We start from the raw sequence: 17656 nt of genomic DNA on the forward strand, positions 1-17656 counted from the left end.
TTCTTCTTCCTATGGTGTAATGGTTAAGTTAATTTCACGCAGCACGCGCTTTTCGCCTGTATAACGAACGGCAGAGGCGTCAAATACTACTTTGTAAGTGCCCGGTTTCGTATATACGTAAGTGTGCTCCGCCAGTACGGTGCTCACGTTCTTCAGCGCCGTTCCCACATCGGGTTTGATCTGCCAGGGGTTGAAGCCCTTGCTGATCACCCAGTCTTCATTATCATCCGCGGTTCCCGGAGCGTTGGCTATCAGCAGCTGCGCGGTGGTAATGGTCCATTTGAAGCCGGGGTTCTTCACGTCTACCTGCTGCCAGCCGCCGGTGCTCATCACGGCCAGGGGAGATATCACCCCGTCATCAGACACATTGTTGGCCTCGAAGGTACGGATCACCCACTGGTTTTGCCCCTGCGGTTTTTTATAGTCTGTGTAACGGAAGGCCACGTATATGAGCGCGGAATCTTGCAGCGGCCTGGCAAAGTCTTTCAGGCTCACTACGCCGGAGGGCGTACGGTCTGTACCGGTAGAAAATACGGCACGGTCTGAAACATCCGTCCAGGTAGCGGCTTGCACGTCCGCAACAGTGGCTTTACCGTTAAAGTTATTAGATACCATCAGCTGCAGGTTATCCCGTATCATGCCGTACCGCACCCAGGTGCTGAATTGCACCTGCAGGTCGTTGGCGGCGCTGGTACGTTTCCTGAACTCGTAGTGATGGCCCGGCTCACCGGAGAAAAAAGTAATGTTATCCGGGTTGCCGCTGAATACGAACCGTACGGTATCACCGGCTTTGTAGGTAAGGGAGCTGGTATGCACCTGGAAGTCAGGCATAGGCACCTTTTCTCTTTTACAGGCGGCCAGCGTGGTGGCGGCAGCCAGCATATATATGAGCTTTCGCATAATTACCAGTTGGGATTTTGAATGATCAATTGGTTTACCGTCACTTCAGAATTGGGAATGGGGAACACCAGGTTCCTGGCCGTTACGTTTTTGGCGGCATTGCCCGCATACTTGAAGCCTGAGGGAGCGGTAGCGTTAATTTCCGCCGCCAGCGTCTGCATGTTCTGCAGGTACAGTCCCCAGCGGATGAGATCATGTTTCCGCATGCCTTCAAAAGCCAGCTCACGGGCGCGCTCATCCTGCAAATACGCCAGGAAGGCGGCTTTGTCCATGCCTGCCGGCGCGTCTACAGCGGCATCAGGCGTACTTACCGGTTTGCCGTAGCCTCTTCTGCGCACCATGTTCAGGGCGTTGTATGCGTCTGCCGTCGGGCCGTTCACTTCGTTCTCCGCCTCCGCTTTCATCAGCAGCACGTCTGCATAGCGGATCACGGGGAAGTTGGTAGAGTTATACGTTCTGCTCTTGGGCGTGGCCGTTTCATACTCCCGGCGCCATTTACCTATGGTACGGTCGTATATCTGCGCAGCGGTGTAGTTGGTTTTGGTGGTTACGCCGTTGGCGGTGGTGTATTTATAGGGAGCAATAGCCCAGTCACGCCGCGGGTCTGCTGGTTCATACATCTCGAACATGCGGGCGGTGGGATGCATGCCGCCGCCGCTGTAGCCGATACTTTCATCCAGGCACTCCAGCCCGTTCTCGATGCCTACCGCGCCTGCCAGTTGTGCATTGCCCAGCTGGTTGCCGTACATGCCCACTTCCCAGATGCACTCCTGCAGATCATATTTATCCTGGGAGTGGTTGATGAATATCTGCTTGTAATCCGGGTTCAGGGAATGGCGGCCGGAGCTGATCACTTTATCTGCATAGGTCAGCGCGTCTTTATACCGCTCTGTTTGTTTCAGCGGTTCTCCCGCCATGGTCAGGAAAACCCTGGCCAGGATGGCCTGCACGGCGGTTTGCGTAACGGTCTCGTTGTAGTTGTACCCGTTAATGTCACTCACCAGCGTTTCGGCCTCCTGCATGTCTTTCACGATCTGCGCATATACTTCGGCCACGCTTGAGCGTGCAAGGTACTGGTCTGTAGGCGTCTTGGTGGAGCTGAGCTTCAGCGGCACGCCGCCAAAATGGTCTACCAGCAGGAAGTAATAATACGCACGCAGGAAAAGGGCTTCGCCTTTGATCACATTGCGCCTGGTTTCGTCCATGTCCGGCTTGTGGACGTTCTCCAGCAACAGGTTGGCCCGGTCTATACCCTGGTAGGCGGTTTCCCAGAAGCGGCCTATATCCAGCTGCCCGGCGTCGAACTCCATTACCTTCAGCTGGGCAATGGTGATGTTCTTGAAGAAAAACTCGTCGCTGATAGCCAGGTAGCTGAACAACCCGCGGGAGTACATACGCCCGAAATTGTCTATCAGCCGGTTGTACACGCCGTTCAGCGCACGGCGCAGGTCGGCTTCCGTATTGTAGTAGTTATCCGGCGTTACAAAATCTTCCGGTTCCGTTTCAAGAAACTTGCTGCAACTGCTGAATGTACCGGCTGCAAGCAATAAAAATATGAGGATGCGTTTCATCTGCATAATTTTTAAGCATTAAAAAGTAATGTCCAGCCCCAGTGTGAGCGTGCGCGATTTGGGGTAGGCAGACCAGTCGAAGCCCGGTGTGAGGGCGGTATGCCGTACGGATACCTCCGGATCAAGACCGGTGTAATTGGTCCAGGTGAGCAGGTTCTGCGCCGCCGCGTACACACGCAGTGTTTTGATATGCGCCCTGCGCAGCATGGCTGCCGGCAGCGAATAACCCAGCGCCACGGTTTTGAGGCGGAGGTAGGAACCGTCTTCTATAGTACGGGAAGAATACACCTGCGGGCCCTGGCCACCCAGGCGGTAAAGGGCGTTGGTCTGGTTCTCAGGCGTCCACCGGTTTTCGAAAGACTTGAACATGTTCAGGAAGTTACGCTGTACGTCCCCGTTCTCGAACTCGATACGGTTGGCATTCAGCAGATCGTTACCATAGCTCCACTGGAAAAACACGTTCAGGTCAAACCCGCCATAGGTGAAATTATTGGAAAAACCGCCTACATGTATCGGGTTCGGGTCACCGATAATGGTGAGGTCGTTATTGTCTACCTGCCCGTCTCCGTTAATATCCTTGTACTTGATATGGCCCGGCGTAATGTTAGCGCGCGGCATGGTATTGTTGGGCACTTCATCTTTCAGCACATAAGAGCCGTTAGCCAGCTTGTTGAAATCACTGTACTGGTACACCCCGTCAAACAAAAAGCCGTAAAACTGCGCAATGGGCTGGCCGGGAATGGCAATATAGGGGAACGCGTTGTTGAAGTTGCCCCAGGTAATGCGGGTTGCCATGCTGGGCTCCCCTTCGTTCAGCTGCAGCACTTTGTTGCGGTTGAACGAAATGTTGAAGCTGGATGACCAGGTGAATTTTTTGCCGGTGATGTTCTGCGTGTTGAGAGTAAGCTCCACCCCTTCATTGGATACGCGCCCTACGTTGCGGAAGCCGCTCAGGTAGCCGGTAGAGCCGGGCAAAGTAGCCAGCAGCAACAGGTCTCGCGTATTCTTTTTATAATAGTCTGCGGTAAATGCAATGCGGTTTTTGAGGAAACCTACATCCAGCCCTATATCTACCTGCTCTGTGGTTTCCCATTTCAGCTTCTGGTTGCCCAGGTTGTTGGGGATGATACCCGCCTCCTGGTTGTTGCCGAAAGAGTAGCCGGAGTACACGAACATTTGCATGGAAGAGAGATAGGCAAAGTCCAGCACGCGGTTGTTGCCCGTTAAGCCGTAGCCTGCACGCAGCTTGGCGTCAGACAACCAGTTGATGTTCTTCATGAAAGGCTCTTCTATCAGCCGCCAGGCAAAAGCGCCGGAGGGGAAGGTAGCCCATTTGTTGCCTTTTGCGAACTTGGAGGAACCGTCTGCGCGGAAAGACACGGTGAACAGGTAACGCGAATCATATCCATAGTTTACACGGCCCAGGAAAGACATCAGCGCGCTGCTTGATTTCTCGTTGGGCGCGGTGGTGATGGTACCTTCATCCAGCCCGCTCATGCCCAACGCTTCATTGGGTACCTGCGTAGCCGAAAAGCCGTGGCGGTACGTGGATATTTTCTGCATGGTAACCCCGGCCACCGCGTTGATGCTGTGTTTTTTATTGATGGTGCGGATGTAGCTGAGGGTGTTCTCGTTCAGCAGGTTGGTGGTTTCCCGGTTATCTACCGAACCGTTTACGCCCATGTTGCTGCTCCGCGGGTTGCCCATGCGTGTATTGGAGTTGTTGAACATTTCGCGCCGCCAGTTGATCTTGGTAAGACCGCCGGTAATGCGCAGCGTGAAATACTTCAGCGGTTTGAACTCCGCGTAAGCGTTGGCAATAAGGGTATTGTTGAAAGAAGGGTTGTATTCGTTTTTGGTGGAAATGATAGGATTGATGCGCCATTCCGCCATGGGGTCAACATTCGGGTCAAACGGCTCGTCTACCAAAGACAAATCGCTGAGCGAATCTCCCGTTACCGGCCTGAAGCCCCAAACGCTGTACATCAGGCTGGAAGTAGGGCCGGAAGCCTGGCCGCTGGAGGTGCTGTTGGCAAAGGTGCCGAAGGTTTTGGTGCCGGTATAGTTGGCGTTGAAACCGGCCTTCACCTTGCTGCTGATGGTCTGGTCTATAGAGGCGCGGCCCTGGTAACGCCGGAAGCCGCTGTTGATGATGATACCGTCTTGCGAAAAAACGGAGCCGGACAACGAGTACCGTGTTTTGTCACTCCCCCCGCGTACGGAGAGATTGTGGCTTTGGCCAAAACCGTTGCGGAACACCAGGTCTTGCCAGTTCACCCCTTTTTCGTTTTTATAATCTTCCAGCTTTTTACCGTTTTTCAGGTAAATAGGCTCGTAAAGGCCGGGATTCAGCTCCAGCTGGTACTTCACGAACTCGTAAGGGTCCATCATTTCCTGCTGGCGGATGTTCTGGTCCATGCCTACCCACATCTGGTAATTCACCACCGGCGCGCCTATTTTGCCCTGCTTGGTGGTGATCATGATCACCCCGTTGGCGCCGCGCGCGCCGTAGATGGCGGTGGCGGAGGCGTCTTTCAGCACTTCTATGGAAGCAATATCTGCCGGGTTGATGATGTTGTTGTCCGGGCTTTCCATGGGGAAGCCGTCAATTACATAGAGCGGCGAGTTATCTTGCGTAACGGAGTTGTTGCCGCGGATGGCTATTTTCATGCCCTCCCCCGGCTGCCCGTCTGCAGCAGTTACCTGCACACCGGCTACCCTGCCGGCCAGGGCCTGCTCAAAGCTGGCCACCGGCGCCTTTTGCATCTCTTCCACCTTCACTTCTCCCACAGAGCCCGTCAGGTCTCTCCTTTTCACGGTACCGTAACCGATCACCACTACGTCATTCAGGCCTTTCACGGAAGGCTCCATTTTGGTGTTGTACACGGTGGCCGTGGGCGCCAGCTTCACTTCTTTGGTGTGGAAACCCACAAATGAAAATACCAGCACGGCCTCCGGCCCCTGCGGAATGCGGATGGTGTACACGCCCGCATCGTTGGTCATGGCCTGTGCTTTACCGCCTTTTAAAAGAATGGTGACACCAGGGAGCGGCTCCCCTTCCATATCAGTGATCTTCCCTGTAACAGTTCTTGACTGGCCGGGGGAAGCAGCCGGCGTTTGTGCATAGGCGGTTCGGATAAGCGCAATACACAACAGCAACATTGAAAAAATCTTAACCTTCATAACAAGCGACTTGTTTTAAAAATGAACTATGCGTGTAGTGCAGTAATACCGGGAACTAAAGTAAACGTGGCATAAACAGGCACCGGTAAGCCGATGAAGAGCAACAGCTTTTTCATACGTGTGAATTTAGTTGATTACCAAAGATGGGGACTAACAACTATACCACGAAGCAAAAAATGACACCCGGCGCCGTGGGAACATTCCCAATTTGCGGGAATGTTCCCATCAATTGCAAATAATTCGTTTCTTAGCGGCATGAAAAGGCACCAGGTAACCATTATTGACATTGCGAAAGAGCTGAACCTTTCCAAATCTACCGTATCCCGCGCGCTGACCGGGCATAAGAGCGTTAAGCCGGAAACCCGGCAGGCCGTGCTGGAGCTGGCGGAGAAGCTGGACTACCAGCGGAATATGCTGGCCATCAGCCTCATCACCAAAAAAACGAATACCATCGGCATTATTGTGCCGGAGTTCAAAAGCTCCTACTTCCCCACTGCCATCATAGGCGCGCAGGAAGTAGCCAGCAAGGCCGGTTACACCACGGTGATCTGCCAGTCTGACGAAAGCTATGAAACCGAAGTGGCCAATACCAGGGTGATGCTGGCCAACCAGGTAGACGGCATACTGGTGTCTATCACCCGGGAAACGCGCAACTACGACCACCTGAAGATCTTCCAGCGCAAAGGCATTCCCATTGTTTTTTTCAACCGGGTGTGTGATGAAATGGACGTGCCGAAAGTGATCGTGGATGATTATGATGGTTCTTTCCGCGCCGTGAGCTACCTTATAGAGTCCGGCCGCAAACGCATTGCGCACCTGGCCGGCCCCGCTTCCCTGAAGATCAGCGAAAAGAGGCTCAACGGCTACAAGGCCGCCTTGCGGAAATATAATGTGCCGCTTGATGAGGAGTTGATGATCTCTTACGATCTGAATATAGACAAGGTGAAAATATACGTGAACCACCTGCTGAACCTGGAGAACCGGCCGGATGCCATTTTTGCGGTAAACGACCCTACGGCCATAGAAACCATCCAGGTGATCAGGAAAAGAGGGTTGCGGGTGCCGGAAGACATTGCCGTGGTAGGGTTCAGCAACGATTTTGTATCCGGCCTGATAGACCCGCCGCTCACCACCGTATCCCAGCCGGTGCGTGACATCGGGCGTACAGCCGCGCAGCTGCTGATAGACCAGATCAGCCGGGAAGTGGCAGACTGGAAGTCTATCATCAAAGTATTGAAAACGGAACTGGTGGTGCGCAAGTCTACCTGATCAGTAGCTGCCGTTCTTTCTCAGCCGGCTCAGGGACACGGGAGAGATGCCCAGGTAAGAAGCCAGCAGTTGCTGCGACACGCGTTTTTCAAGCCCCGGAAATTCTTCCCTGAAAACGTTGTACCGCTGACCGGCATCCAGCAATAATAAATCCCGCTCCCTGTTTTCGATGAAAACAAAAGCTTTTTGTAGTAGAATAATTACAAACTGGCTCCAGCAGGCGTGGCCCTTCTTTACCTCCTGCCACCGGCTGTAGTCAATTTCCATTATTTCGCTGTTCTCCAATGCTTCAATAAACATGCGGGAAGGCTTTTGCTGTACCATGGCCGCATACGCGGAAATAAAGCTCCGCTCCGGCATGAAGTTGCGGGTGTATTCCCTTCCATCCGCATCAATGTACAAATAGCGGAAAAGGCCTTTGCCTACAAAAGCGAACTTGCGGGGTATCTGCCCTTCCTGCAGAAAATAATCTCCTTTCCGGATGGTGACGTGTTTACCGATATCCAGCAATTTCTCCACTTCGGCGGGTGGTACCTGTACAATAGAACGGATGTATTGAAGCAGCATGTTTTCCATAACGTATGGTTGGAGGATGGGCTCACAAGGTAAAAAAATAAAGGCGGTAAGAATACCGCCCTTCAATATTTTTAACCATATCCTATGAAAAACCGATGTAAAAGTATACCGAAAACGCCATGCCGTCAAGCGCCTTTTGGTAAACGCCATAATTTTTCCAGTAAACGTACCGGAAAGCGCCCCGATTAACGAGCAGTTAACAAAACACGGCATAGCACTGCATTTCAGCCGCATGCAAATACCACCCGCAGCATGTCAATTGCGACAGCCTTGTATTTCCGGCCTTGTCGGTTTTGTTCTATTTTACCGGTGATGCCGCTCCTAATTTTGTCAAAAAAAGAAATATGACAATAGCAATTACAGGCGCCAGCGGCCAGCTTGGCAAAGCCACCACCGGATTTTTAATGCAGCAAGTAAATCCCGGCAATATCATAGCGGTTGTACGTGACCCTGAAAAAATGAAAGACCTCAGCGGCATACAGGTGCGCCCGGGGGATTATGACGATCCCGCCTCCCTGCAGGCCGCGTTTGAAGGCGTTGAAAAACTGCTGCATATATCTTCCGCCAGCTACGGCGCGCATGCCACGCAGCAGGAAAGAAACGTGGTAGACGCCGCGAAAGCGGCAGGCGTAAAACACATCGTTTACATCAGCTCTGTAAAATTGGGAGAACAGCCTATCTTTCATGGCGCGCAAACCAATGTGCAAACAGAAAAAGCCATCCGTGACAACGGTTTTGCCTACACTTTTTTCCGTGACAGCATGTATATGGAAACCATTCCCCTGTTCCTTGGCAGCGCCCTTGAAAACGGCCAGATCTACCACCCCGCCGGCAACGGCCGCGTGAGCTTCGTAGCCCGCACAGATATTGCGGAAGCCCTCGCCAACGTACTGGCCGCGCCCAAGGGCCATGTAAACACCGTGTATGACATTACCGGCAGCAATGCTTACTCTTTCCATGACATTGCTACGCTGCTGCAAACCACGAAGGGATTGCCGGCCACGTATACGGATATACCTGCGGACGCCTTCCGTGAAGAGCTGGTAAAACTGGAAATGCCGCCGGTAGCGGTAGACTTTTACCTCAGCATGGCAGATAGCGTGAAAGAAGGTGAGTTCGAACATGTAGACGGAGCGCTGGAGCACTTGCTGGGGAGGAAGCCGGTGAGGCTGGAAGACTACATGAGAAGCTTGTAAAATGTTGATAGCCCAAACAGGGAAGTTCCTGTTTGGGCTATTGATGGGTGCCCCTTGTCACCCTTCCTTATAAATGCACCCCACCGCCACCAACGCCGTGGCAACAACAGCAAATAATGTACGAAGGTTGTTAAACGTATTCCACCGCACTTCAAACCCTGCACGGCGCGCCGCTATCTCCGAAAGGGAGGCAGGCTCCGTGTTGAATGCATTCAGCGCTTCATTTAACGGCACGTTCACCGCCATGGTGATGCCGAAAACGCCGACGGCATATACGAGCGCTGCAGCGGCCAGGCACCAGAAACGCACGGAAAGCGGCTGGCCGTAATGAAGGTATGCGCTGAAAGGCAACAATAACAACGTGCCCATAAAACCCGCATAAAACACCGGGTTCAGGATGGCGCGGTTGATGTGCTGCATGGCGCGGATGTACTCCGCATCCGCCAGGCGCCCCAGGCCGGGACTTACAGAAAATGAATACGCGTAAAAAAGGCCGGCCATCAGGGCTGTGGTAACGGCTGTCAATGCCAGAACAATGTTTGCGAACATATAGCAAATGGTTTAATGGTCAATAACGACAAAACTATGGCGGGAGGGTGTGTTAAAATAGAACAAAACCGGCAGCGGGGTCAGCGCAGGCCGGAGAAGTTCTCCACCAGCTCTACGGCGTTCTTCTGGTACTGGTTGGGGGAAAGGCCTGCAAACTCGCGGAAGGAGCGGATGAAGTGAGACTGGTCTGCATAGTCATTCAGGTAGGCTACATCAGACAGCTTCAGGAAGTCGTTTTGCCGCAACTGGTGAAGGGAGGCCTGGAAGCGGTTGATGCGGGCAAACAGCTTGGGCGTAACGCCAACGTATTGTTTGAATTTCCGCTCAAAGCTCCTTTCAGACAATTGCAGCTGCTCCTGCAATTCTTTCAGGGACACGCTGCCTTTTGCCTGCACAATACGGTTAACGGCATGCTGCATGGCCGTGTTCTCGAAACAGCTGTTCTGCTGCAGCAGCAGGTATAAAAAATCACTGAGAATAGCAATGCGGCGGTGGGCAGACGGGGCTTCGGCCAGCTGCTCCACCAAAGGGTACTGCTGCCGGCGGGCAATCAGCTCAAGGTCCATGCAGGTGTCCGTCAGCTCGCCGGCGTTGATGCCGAATACGGCAGGAAGGGCCTGGGGGAAAAAGAACATGCCGATGGTGCTGAAGGCCCCTTCAAGACTGATCTCTGCATAACGGGTAGCAGTGCCATATACAAATGCGGGAGGCAGGCGCTTGCTGTTCTGGAACATCACACCCTTGTCAGGGTGCTGGAAGATGAGGCCGGGGCAGCCGTCTGCAATGGCTTTGAAAGAGCCGGCCGGGATGGCCTCTTCCGCTCCTTCAAACACCCAGAAATACCGGATATGGTTTTTCAATGCATCTGGCGGGGGTATTTGCCTCAGTTTCATTTTCCGAGATTAGTACAACAAATATACAGGGAAAATGCAAGTATGGAAAGGATTCAGGCCACCTTACTTCTTCACCGGGATGGCCTGGTCAAATGCCAGGTTGCTGGCCCCTTCTCCCCTGCCGGTTTGCTTCCGTATGCCCAGCCAGGTTACCACCTTGCCGTTGTACCACCGCGTACGCTGGTAAGATTCCAGCACAAAGGTGCCTGCCCGTGTCACTTCTTCTTCATTCACAAAATAAGTGGCGGCGGGTGTTGCGTCAAGGCCTTCACGCAACAGCGAAGTACGGGGCTCTGTTTTTTCCGGCTTCTCCGGGTCTCCATTGAGGATGCGCGGCATGGCCGCACGCTGCAGCCTGATGGCGCGGATGCTGTTTTCCACACGGGCGGGAATGAAAGGTATCCAGTTTTCAGGGACGGTGTTCATCACTTCATACCGGAGGTCTGCCTTGTACGCAGGCGGAGCGGGCGGTATCACGGCGCCGTTGCCTATCTTTTTGTCCAGTATCTGCTGGTAACGTGCTTTCAGCTCGCGCGCGGCCTCACTACCATGCTTGCCGCTGCCGGTAGCCAGCGGTATGATGCTTTCAATGCCCCACACCATGTTAGCCATTTCATCCCGGAGAAGGTGAATTTCTTCCAGCGGTTTGCCTTCCTGTATCTTGGACACGGTGGGCAGCACCAGCAGGCTGGTATCTGTCTGCTCGCCCATGTTGCCTTTGGTGTTGAGGGTGAACATGCTCCATTTGTTCCAGGCATCGTCCAGCCCTTTGCCCGCGGGCTCTACCCACAGCCTTTCCCCGAAAACATTGGTAACGGCCAGCCCTTTTACCGTGGCCACGCTACCTGCAGGCAGCGTGACGGGCACCAGGAACCAGTCATTTGCATACAGCAATGCAAACTCTATAAAAAGCAGCTTGCCGATGTCACGGGTGGTAGGCTTGATGTTGCCGAAGTTGGTGCGGCCGTCTTCAAACGTCCACCAGCGGGTATTAGGCATGCCGTCAAAGTTGACGGGCACGGGAATGAAGCTGAGCTTCAGCGGTTCTTCTATACCGGCGGGTGGCGGCGTGCCGGTATCCGGCAGGCTTTGGCGGGCGGGGTCTATGTCAAGGTTATACCAGTCAAGGTGGCCCTGGTAATACTCATCTGCCGTCATTACTTTTTCCTGGCCCTGCACGGGTGCGGAACAGGCAAACTGGTATTCCAGCCGCTGCGGTTTCCAGGCATCGTTTTCCGTGGCGCCGGGCTGGTAGAACAGTTTTTCGAACCATGCCACAAAACGCTCCCCTTTTGTATCTGCTTCCGCAGCCTGTGCAGGCGTTAAAACGGCCATGCCGTCTGACGCCTTGCCGCCGGGCGTTTTCAGGTGGGCGTACAGCGCGCCGCCGTCCATGCAGCGGCCGGCTACGGCGTTGAATTGCTGCCAGGCTTCTTTATGGGCGGTGATGTAGGCATCTTCTTTTTTGTCCGCATCCGGCAGCGCAATTTTGTATTGGGTGATGTAAGCATCGGCCACGGTGTTGCCCATTCCCTGTATCATTTTCAGCCAGTGGCGGCCCATCAGCAACCGCATGTCTAGCGATACGGCGGCGGTACCGATGTTGAAAGGGATATTGCGTTTTTCCACTTTGGCTTCCAGCGGTACGGTTTCGTCAAACACTTCTACAGAATGGCTGCCGGGCACGTACTTGGTCAGTTTTGTTTTGGCCATGTACATGCGGGAAAATACGGGCGATCCTGCATCGTCTCCCAGGAACTCTCCCATCTGCCACTGCTTGCTGAGCATCCAGAGCGCGTCACGCACTTCTGCCCGCAGCGCGCGGTCAAAATTGTTGGTGCGCGGGCGCGCCTCCAGGCGGTTCCACATGGTAATGCCCACCAGGCTTTTGGCGGTCAGTTCTGTGGCGATGTTCTCTATGGCTACGTATTTGTTCATTGCCCCTGGTTTAATAAGATCTCGTGAATGTTGTTGTTGAAGGCCAGGTTGAGCGAAACGGAAAGCGGGTGTACCGTCATGGAAGACACGATAGCGGGCAGGAACCTGGCGTAGCTGGTAGTATCTACCTGCGCGGGCTCTACGGCGCGTTTCTTCGCTGCGTTCAGCGTTTCGTTGACGGTGTTCAGCAGATCGTTCCACTTCCACTCCCCGGTAAATTCCGTGGGCAAGGCCAGCAGTATGGCCTGCGGAGGCTCTGCATTCGGCCGGTCGTAATGGAAGGCTACACCTGCCGTTTCATTTCCTGATGGAATGATCTCCGTCCATTCATCCAGCAGCAGGCCGCATTGCCGTGCGTTGCGGTCAAAAGGCGTGGAATAGTGGGCGGTGTACAGCAGGCGGTCTGTGTTGATGCTATAGTTTGCCGGGTACTCCAGCGCCAGCCAGCTGTCATTGGCCTGGTAAGGCAACTGAACGGGATGCAGCTCAGGGGCCGTTTTCTGGAAAGCAGGGCTCAGCAGCACCAGGTTTTCCCAGTGGTGCAGCTTTTCCCGTACGCGCGCAATACCGTACAGCCAGTCGTCTTCCGGGAACTCGGACAGTACGTTACCGTCTCCGTCCGGGGTGGTCAGGTAACTGAATAGCTGGCTTCTGGCGGCCACGGCGTTGTTCCATTCCGCGCCGGCCGCCGCAGTGACGCCAAACTCCGGCACTACCTTGAAATCTTCATGGAAGAGGTGCACGGCCGCATCCATCACCAGCTTCACTTTCTTTTTGTTATCCGTAACAGCCGGCACTTCCGCCAGCAACGCATCTGCTGCGGCAATGCGTTTAACAAGGCTTGCTGCCAGCGCTTTGGCAGCGGCGAGTATTTCTCCTGCCAGCACAACAAACTGGTTCTCTACGTCTTTCAGGTCAAACGCTTCCGCATCAAACTGGTCAACAGGCAGCTTGCCTTTTACTTCATTGAGCAGCGCCAGCAAGGTAGTGGCGGCAGTGGCCTGTACGGTTTTCAAATCATTCAGTTTGGCTTCAAAAGCCGGCCTGATGGTGGTTTGCAGGGCGTTCAGGTAATCTGCCGGCGTAGCGGGCAGCGTAGTGCGCACAATGGTAGACAGCTGCAGCTCGGCGTCTTGCAGGAAGCGCATTTTTTCTTCGGCTGTAGCAGTTCCCGGCAGCGCCGCATAATCTGTTATCAGCGCATCGTAAGCGGCCAGCTTGCCGTCCCATTTGGTGGTGAGCGCGGCGGTTTTATTGAGCAACTGGAGGAATATCTCTTTCCGGCGGGTGTACATGAACCCGTAGCCCGCTTCAATAAGGCCGGCTTTAGCCAGCGCGGAAAAGACGGGCAGCGCGGGTTGTATGAAAGATGCGTCCAGCGCATTGATCACGGCGGTTACATTGGCAGGCACGGAAAGATCTGCCGTCAGCAACGGCTCTATGGTATTGATGTAAGGCGTGAGGTCATTGTTCAACTGCTGCTGCAGTTCATTGCGGGCGGCTTGCAGGCGGGCGAGGTTATTGTCTGCAAATACGGCGTTGTCTTCTTCCGCTTTGGCATCAATGGCTATACTCACGTCATTGGGCGTGAGGGGGCGGGAGCGCAGCAGCAGGGTACGCAGGCTGTTGAATAGCGGCGCCAGCTCAAAAAAGCTGTATTTGCCGGCTGCCTGCTTCATGTAGTTGATGCTGACGGCCACATCCGGCCGCACGCCGCCCTTGTCCATCACAAACTTCAGCAGCCGGTCGTCAATTTCACGCAGGGCCTGGTCACTGTCTGTATTGATCATGTACAGCAGGTCAAGCGGCTGCAGGCCTAACGTGGCGGCAGATACTTCTTCGTCTGTTACGGCGCCGTAGCTTACAAAACAAACAATGTCTGCCGGGGCAGGCAGCACTGTTTGCAGCCACTCGTTCATGGCAGGCTCTGCTTTTGCGCGGGGCGTATGGGCCGGGTTGGCGGCCAGGCCGGGTTTGAGATGCAGGCCTACGCGGTGGGTAAGATTGATGCCGCTGCGCGGGGTTTGCACTACTTCCGGTATGGGCGGAAAATTCGCATCACTGAACGTGTCCAGCGTAGCGTTGGAGCGTTCGTAATTAGCCAGCACGGCCTGGTACACGCTTTCGGAAATGGCCAGGTCACCCACGGCATCGTTGATGTCCATGATCTTGTTCACTTCTTTGGTGATGGCCGTGCCCTGCGCCGCATTTTCCAGCGGCGGCAATGTTTTGCCGAAGGGGTAAGCGGTGTTCCCGGTTTGCGTAACATGGTTCACCAGCGCCAGCCCGTCTATCACGTTGCGGGCCTCTATCACTTCCACCTCATCCCCATCCCCGTCATTCAGCTTCGTATCTTTCACTTTGTTCACCACCAGCGGAAAGGCTTTGCGCAGCTGGTAAATGAAGTAGTCCAGCTCCACGCCGGGGTAACCTTCATGCAGCCCGCGCTCCAGGTAGTACCCCAGCAATGCGCCCATAGACTGGCCGCCGCGGATGCCTTCTATCACAGACAGCGCTTTGCGTACTCTTTCAGAGGAAAGGTTCACACGCAGGGATTCCGGGTTTTTATTGGCGGTATACGCGTTGCGGAGCACGGAAGCGGCCACCGCATGGTCAAGAGACGGGGCGGTGATGTAGCCGCCGTTGGTACTGTCACGCTCCAGCGGAATGGTTTGCCCGTCTATGAACATCTTTTTCAGCGCAGGGTCTTCCAGCTGCACGGGCGTAAGCACTTTGTTCTCAGACTTCACTTCTTCCACCCAGCCGAAAGCCCCGATGTAGATGCCTTGTTTATATTCTTCTTCGCTATCGCTCATGCGCTGCCGCATCAGGGACAGCTGGTAATGCAGTATGCCTGACTGCCAGGCGTCCAGCCGGTAAGAGCAGCAGTCTATGTGCTCCGCAAATATCCTTTCCAGCCGCGCCGTGGGCAGGTCTTTCAGCTTTTCAAGCGCCTCCAGCTGTTCTTTCATGTATTGGCTGGCCACTTCCGTTTTGATGATCTTGGGAATGTAATCGCCAATGTACTGATCTGCATTGCCGGTAATAACAGGCTGACGGGAGTAGAGGTAATTCCAGCGGCTTTCGCTTGTTTGCGCCTTTTGGGAAATGTGCAGGAAAGCGGGTTCTATTTTGGCGGCCCTCACCTGCTCGCTGGTGAGCAGGGCGGCCTTCTGGTAAAGGCGCAGGCTTACTTCCACATAACTCAGGTCGAGCGCATGGTGCAGCATGAGGTACAGCAGGGCGTTGGGTATTTTGCCGTTGATGAAACCCTGCTGCTTGCGCAGCGTGTCATGAGACGTGTTGACGGCGTTGATCAGCCACTGTATGTAGTTTTTATTGTCTGTGGTGTAGTTGCGGATGAGGGCGGTTTCGGAAAGGGGGCGGTCATCAATCAACGGGCCTTTCAGCTGGTTCTGGCTTTGCAGGAAAAACTTGTCCAGTATTTCCGGCACTTCAGCTTCCGTATAACCGAACTTCTTCAGCAGGTCCATGCCGGTTTTTACATAGCCGCCGGTGAGGAACAGCGCCAGCAACGCGCCGCCCAGCCCCATCAGGTTGAAGCGGTTGAAAATATCCTGCTTGCTTTCCGCTGTACGCTGGTAATATTCAACAGACGCAGGGTTGAGCCCCAGCGCGTCCAGCAGTATCTGGTGGCCGTCTCCGGCTTTGCCTACGTGAGACACCTTGCTCACCAGCGCCTGCCATTCCTTGTCTGTTTCTTTCAGGATGTTGTAGAGCTTGAAAAGGTAGCTGGTGCCGGCGGCCACGTTCAGGTGTGTAGCAGCCGGCTGGCGGCTCAGCCATTTGATATTTGCGAAGCCGGTAGCGGGCAGAATGCCGTATGGCTGGCGGCCTATCTTCAATGCCGGTATTTGCCCGCGGCCGGACACGAACTGGTTGAAAAAGCTGCGGGTGGCGGCAATATCGTTATCACTGAACACCGGCTGCATGAGGGTTTCCATCATATACCCCATGGTGGCGGGCCAGAGGGCCGTGTTCATCATCCGCGCTTCTGCCGTGTCTGCCTGGTCTGCATTGGATATCCTGTTAACGGCGTCATAACTGAGGCCTAAACTTTCCGCCAGCCACTGGCCGTCTTTTTTGTCTATCCAGCTGGTGGCAGGCTCAAACAATCTGCCTTTTTTCAGGAGGTTGAAACTCTCGTCCGCATCGTCGAGACTTTGATGCCCGGCGCTGTCTGACTCGGTATTGTTAGTTGGCGTTCCCTGTGGAATGATGGCAATGCCCTTGCGGCTTCTGCGGTGGTGCTCCAGCAGGGTTTCCACCATTTCTTTCCCTTTATATTCATCCGCGCTTAGCCTTACGCCCAGCACTACTATGCGTGTAAAGCCCCGCGCCGCCTGCGTGGCGGAAATGGGTACCTTCAGCCCCAGCCCGTTCTGCACGGCCACGTTGAAGTCTACCATCCACTGCAGCTCTTCCGGCATAATGATCTCCCCGTTCCCGTCTTGTGAGAACTGCTCTTCTTCACTGGTACCGGGGTCTGGCGCTACATACAGCGGGGAAGGGATGTGGTTGCCCAGCCGCTCAAAAGCCACTTCCGTACCCTGGTAGCCCGTCACCACAAACCGCTCCGGCAGCATGTTCACAAACGGCGCCTCTGACCAGGATTGTGCCTTGGTGGGCACGCTCTCCGGCGCGGGCAATTGCAGGAACGCCAGGGACACCTGCACGTCTGCTTTTGTTTTAGGAACGGGCGGCAGCGCATCCATGTTGAAGGGGGTATATTTTTCACGGAGTGCCTGTGCACTGGCTTCCCCGCCGGCATCTGCTACCAGCGTGTTCCAGGCCTGCTGCTCTTTTGCTGCATCTCCCGTTACGCGCCACACTTCCGCCCAGTATTTCACCAGGGCGTCTCTTTCCGGCTGCGTGGGCAGGGCGGGACCGGTCACTACCAGCACCACATCTTCCGCATTGGCTTTGACCGGTGCGTCTGCCGGGTTTTGCGGCGCGTATCGTTCCAGTATATGAAAGGCGCGGCCGGAGCCGTGGTTGCTCACCAGTGTACGCCATGCGCCCCGCTCCTGCTCTTCGTTGCCTGCCGCTTCCCAGTGTTTTTGCCAATAGAACACGGCGTTTTTCACTTCTGTTTCAGAGAGCGTTTCCTCAAAGGTATCTACCAGCGCATCATCGGGGTAGATCCTGATCCATAGTTCATCCGTCACCTCGTTGTCTTGCCTCACTTTTTTGAAGCGGGTCTCTATCCGCACCGGGAACAGCAGCAGGGGAATGCCATCGTCCAGGTTATGCAGCTGCTGGCGCGGGTCAGACAGTTTGATAAAGTCTTTATACAGCCCGGCACTGATGCCTTTGGCGCCGGCCAGTTGTTCCTTCTGCTGGTTGAGCGCCGTAAGGGCTTCCTTCTCCGCGGCTTTCAGCTTGTTCAGCTCCGCTACATAATCGTCGCTGTTATCATTCACCTTTCTTTCCAGCGCTTCCCTTTGTTTCCTGATCCTGTTCAGGCGCTCACGGCTTTGCGAAAAACCGGCCTGGCTGGCAGACTGGCTGCTGCGGGCCTCTTCAAGCTGTTGTATGGTTTCTTTGAAACTGGGCATGT

At 54.6% G+C, this 17656-nt stretch carries 10 protein-coding genes; 2 read left to right on the top strand and 8 right to left on the bottom strand.

The window, feature by feature from the left end; all coding sequences use genetic code 11:
- Positions 1-9: 9 nt before the first annotated feature.
- The 3 genes from ABDW36_RS15165 to ABDW36_RS15175 are packed head-to-tail and all read right to left on the bottom strand — an operon-like array spanning position 10 to position 5654.
- Entirely contained in the window at positions 10-900 is an 891-nt protein-coding gene (locus ABDW36_RS15165) for a DUF5017 domain-containing protein (RefSeq protein ID WP_343702764.1), read from the bottom strand.
- 2 nt (positions 901-902) lie between these two features.
- Entirely contained in the window at positions 903-2471 is a 1569-nt protein-coding gene (locus ABDW36_RS15170; RefSeq protein WP_343702765.1) for a RagB/SusD family nutrient uptake outer membrane protein, read from the bottom strand.
- A gap of 18 nt (positions 2472-2489) precedes the next feature.
- A complete protein-coding gene (locus tag ABDW36_RS15175) occupies positions 2490-5654 on the bottom strand; it encodes a TonB-dependent receptor (RefSeq protein ID WP_343702766.1) in 3165 nt (1054 codons plus the stop codon).
- Positions 5655-5909: 255 nt separating this feature from the next.
- Between ABDW36_RS15175 and ABDW36_RS15180 the strand changes: the two genes are divergently transcribed.
- A complete protein-coding gene (locus tag ABDW36_RS15180; protein WP_343702767.1) occupies positions 5910-6923 on the top strand; it encodes a LacI family DNA-binding transcriptional regulator in 1014 nt (337 codons plus the stop codon).
- Here the strand turns inward: ABDW36_RS15180 and ABDW36_RS15185 are convergent, their stop codons facing one another.
- Positions 6924-7499 carry a Crp/Fnr family transcriptional regulator gene (locus ABDW36_RS15185; RefSeq protein ID WP_343702768.1) on the bottom strand — a complete coding sequence of 192 codons (576 nt, stop codon included), beginning with the start codon at positions 7497-7499 and terminating at the stop codon, positions 6924-6926.
- A 344-nt stretch (positions 7500-7843) separates the two neighbouring features.
- On the opposite strand from ABDW36_RS15185, the gene ABDW36_RS15190 reads away from it, so the two are divergent.
- Positions 7844-8695 carry an SDR family oxidoreductase gene (locus ABDW36_RS15190; RefSeq protein WP_343702769.1) on the top strand — a complete coding sequence of 284 codons (852 nt, stop codon included), beginning with the start codon at positions 7844-7846 and terminating at the stop codon, positions 8693-8695.
- 57 nt (positions 8696-8752) lie between these two features.
- Here ABDW36_RS15190 and ABDW36_RS15195 read toward each other — a convergent pair whose 3' ends face one another.
- The 4 genes from ABDW36_RS15195 to ABDW36_RS15210 form a co-directional block, all read right to left on the bottom strand.
- On the bottom strand, positions 8753-9244 hold the full coding sequence (locus ABDW36_RS15195; protein ID WP_343702770.1) for an anthrone oxygenase family protein: 492 nt from the start codon (positions 9242-9244) through the stop codon (positions 8753-8755).
- An 80-nt stretch (positions 9245-9324) separates the two neighbouring features.
- Positions 9325-10137: a helix-turn-helix domain-containing protein gene (locus tag ABDW36_RS15200; protein WP_343702771.1), complete on the bottom strand. Its 813-nt coding sequence runs from the start codon at positions 10135-10137 to the stop codon at positions 9325-9327.
- Between the two features lie 63 nt (positions 10138-10200).
- Complete coding sequence (locus ABDW36_RS15205) at positions 10201-12075, bottom strand: hypothetical protein (RefSeq protein ID WP_343702772.1); 1875 nt, start codon at positions 12073-12075, stop codon at positions 10201-10203.
- Entirely contained in the window at positions 12072-17654 is a 5583-nt protein-coding gene (locus ABDW36_RS15210) for a hypothetical protein (protein ID WP_343702773.1), read from the bottom strand. The genes ABDW36_RS15205 and ABDW36_RS15210 overlap by 4 nt, the downstream gene beginning before the upstream one ends.
- Positions 17655-17656 lie beyond the last annotated feature (2 nt).

Origin of the sequence: Chitinophaga sp., from assembly GCF_039596455.1 — a bacterium.
Lineage (GTDB): Bacteria > Bacteroidota > Bacteroidia > Chitinophagales > Chitinophagaceae > Chitinophaga.

Bases quoted from the DNA above. Each gene is read 5' to 3' on its own strand.
- ABDW36_RS15165 (WP_343702764.1), bottom strand. From the start codon at position 900: ATGCGAAAGCTCATATATATGCTGGCTGCCGCCACCACGCTGGCCGCC.
- ABDW36_RS15170 (WP_343702765.1), bottom strand. From the start codon at position 2,471: ATGAAACGCATCCTCATATTTTTATTGCTTGCAGCCGGTACATTCAGC.
- ABDW36_RS15175 (WP_343702766.1), bottom strand. From the start codon at position 5,654: ATGAAGGTTAAGATTTTTTCAATGTTGCTGTTGTGTATTGCGCTTATC.
- ABDW36_RS15180 (WP_343702767.1), top strand. From the start codon at position 5,910: ATGAAAAGGCACCAGGTAACCATTATTGACATTGCGAAAGAGCTGAAC.
- ABDW36_RS15185 (WP_343702768.1), bottom strand. From the start codon at position 7,499: ATGGAAAACATGCTGCTTCAATACATCCGTTCTATTGTACAGGTACCA.
- ABDW36_RS15190 (WP_343702769.1), top strand. From the start codon at position 7,844: ATGACAATAGCAATTACAGGCGCCAGCGGCCAGCTTGGCAAAGCCACC.
- ABDW36_RS15195 (WP_343702770.1), bottom strand. From the start codon at position 9,244: ATGTTCGCAAACATTGTTCTGGCATTGACAGCCGTTACCACAGCCCTG.
- ABDW36_RS15200 (WP_343702771.1), bottom strand. From the start codon at position 10,137: ATGAAACTGAGGCAAATACCCCCGCCAGATGCATTGAAAAACCATATC.
- ABDW36_RS15205 (WP_343702772.1), bottom strand. From the start codon at position 12,075: ATGAACAAATACGTAGCCATAGAGAACATCGCCACAGAACTGACCGCC.
- ABDW36_RS15210 (WP_343702773.1), bottom strand. From the start codon at position 17,654: ATGCCCAGTTTCAAAGAAACCATACAACAGCTTGAAGAGGCCCGCAGC.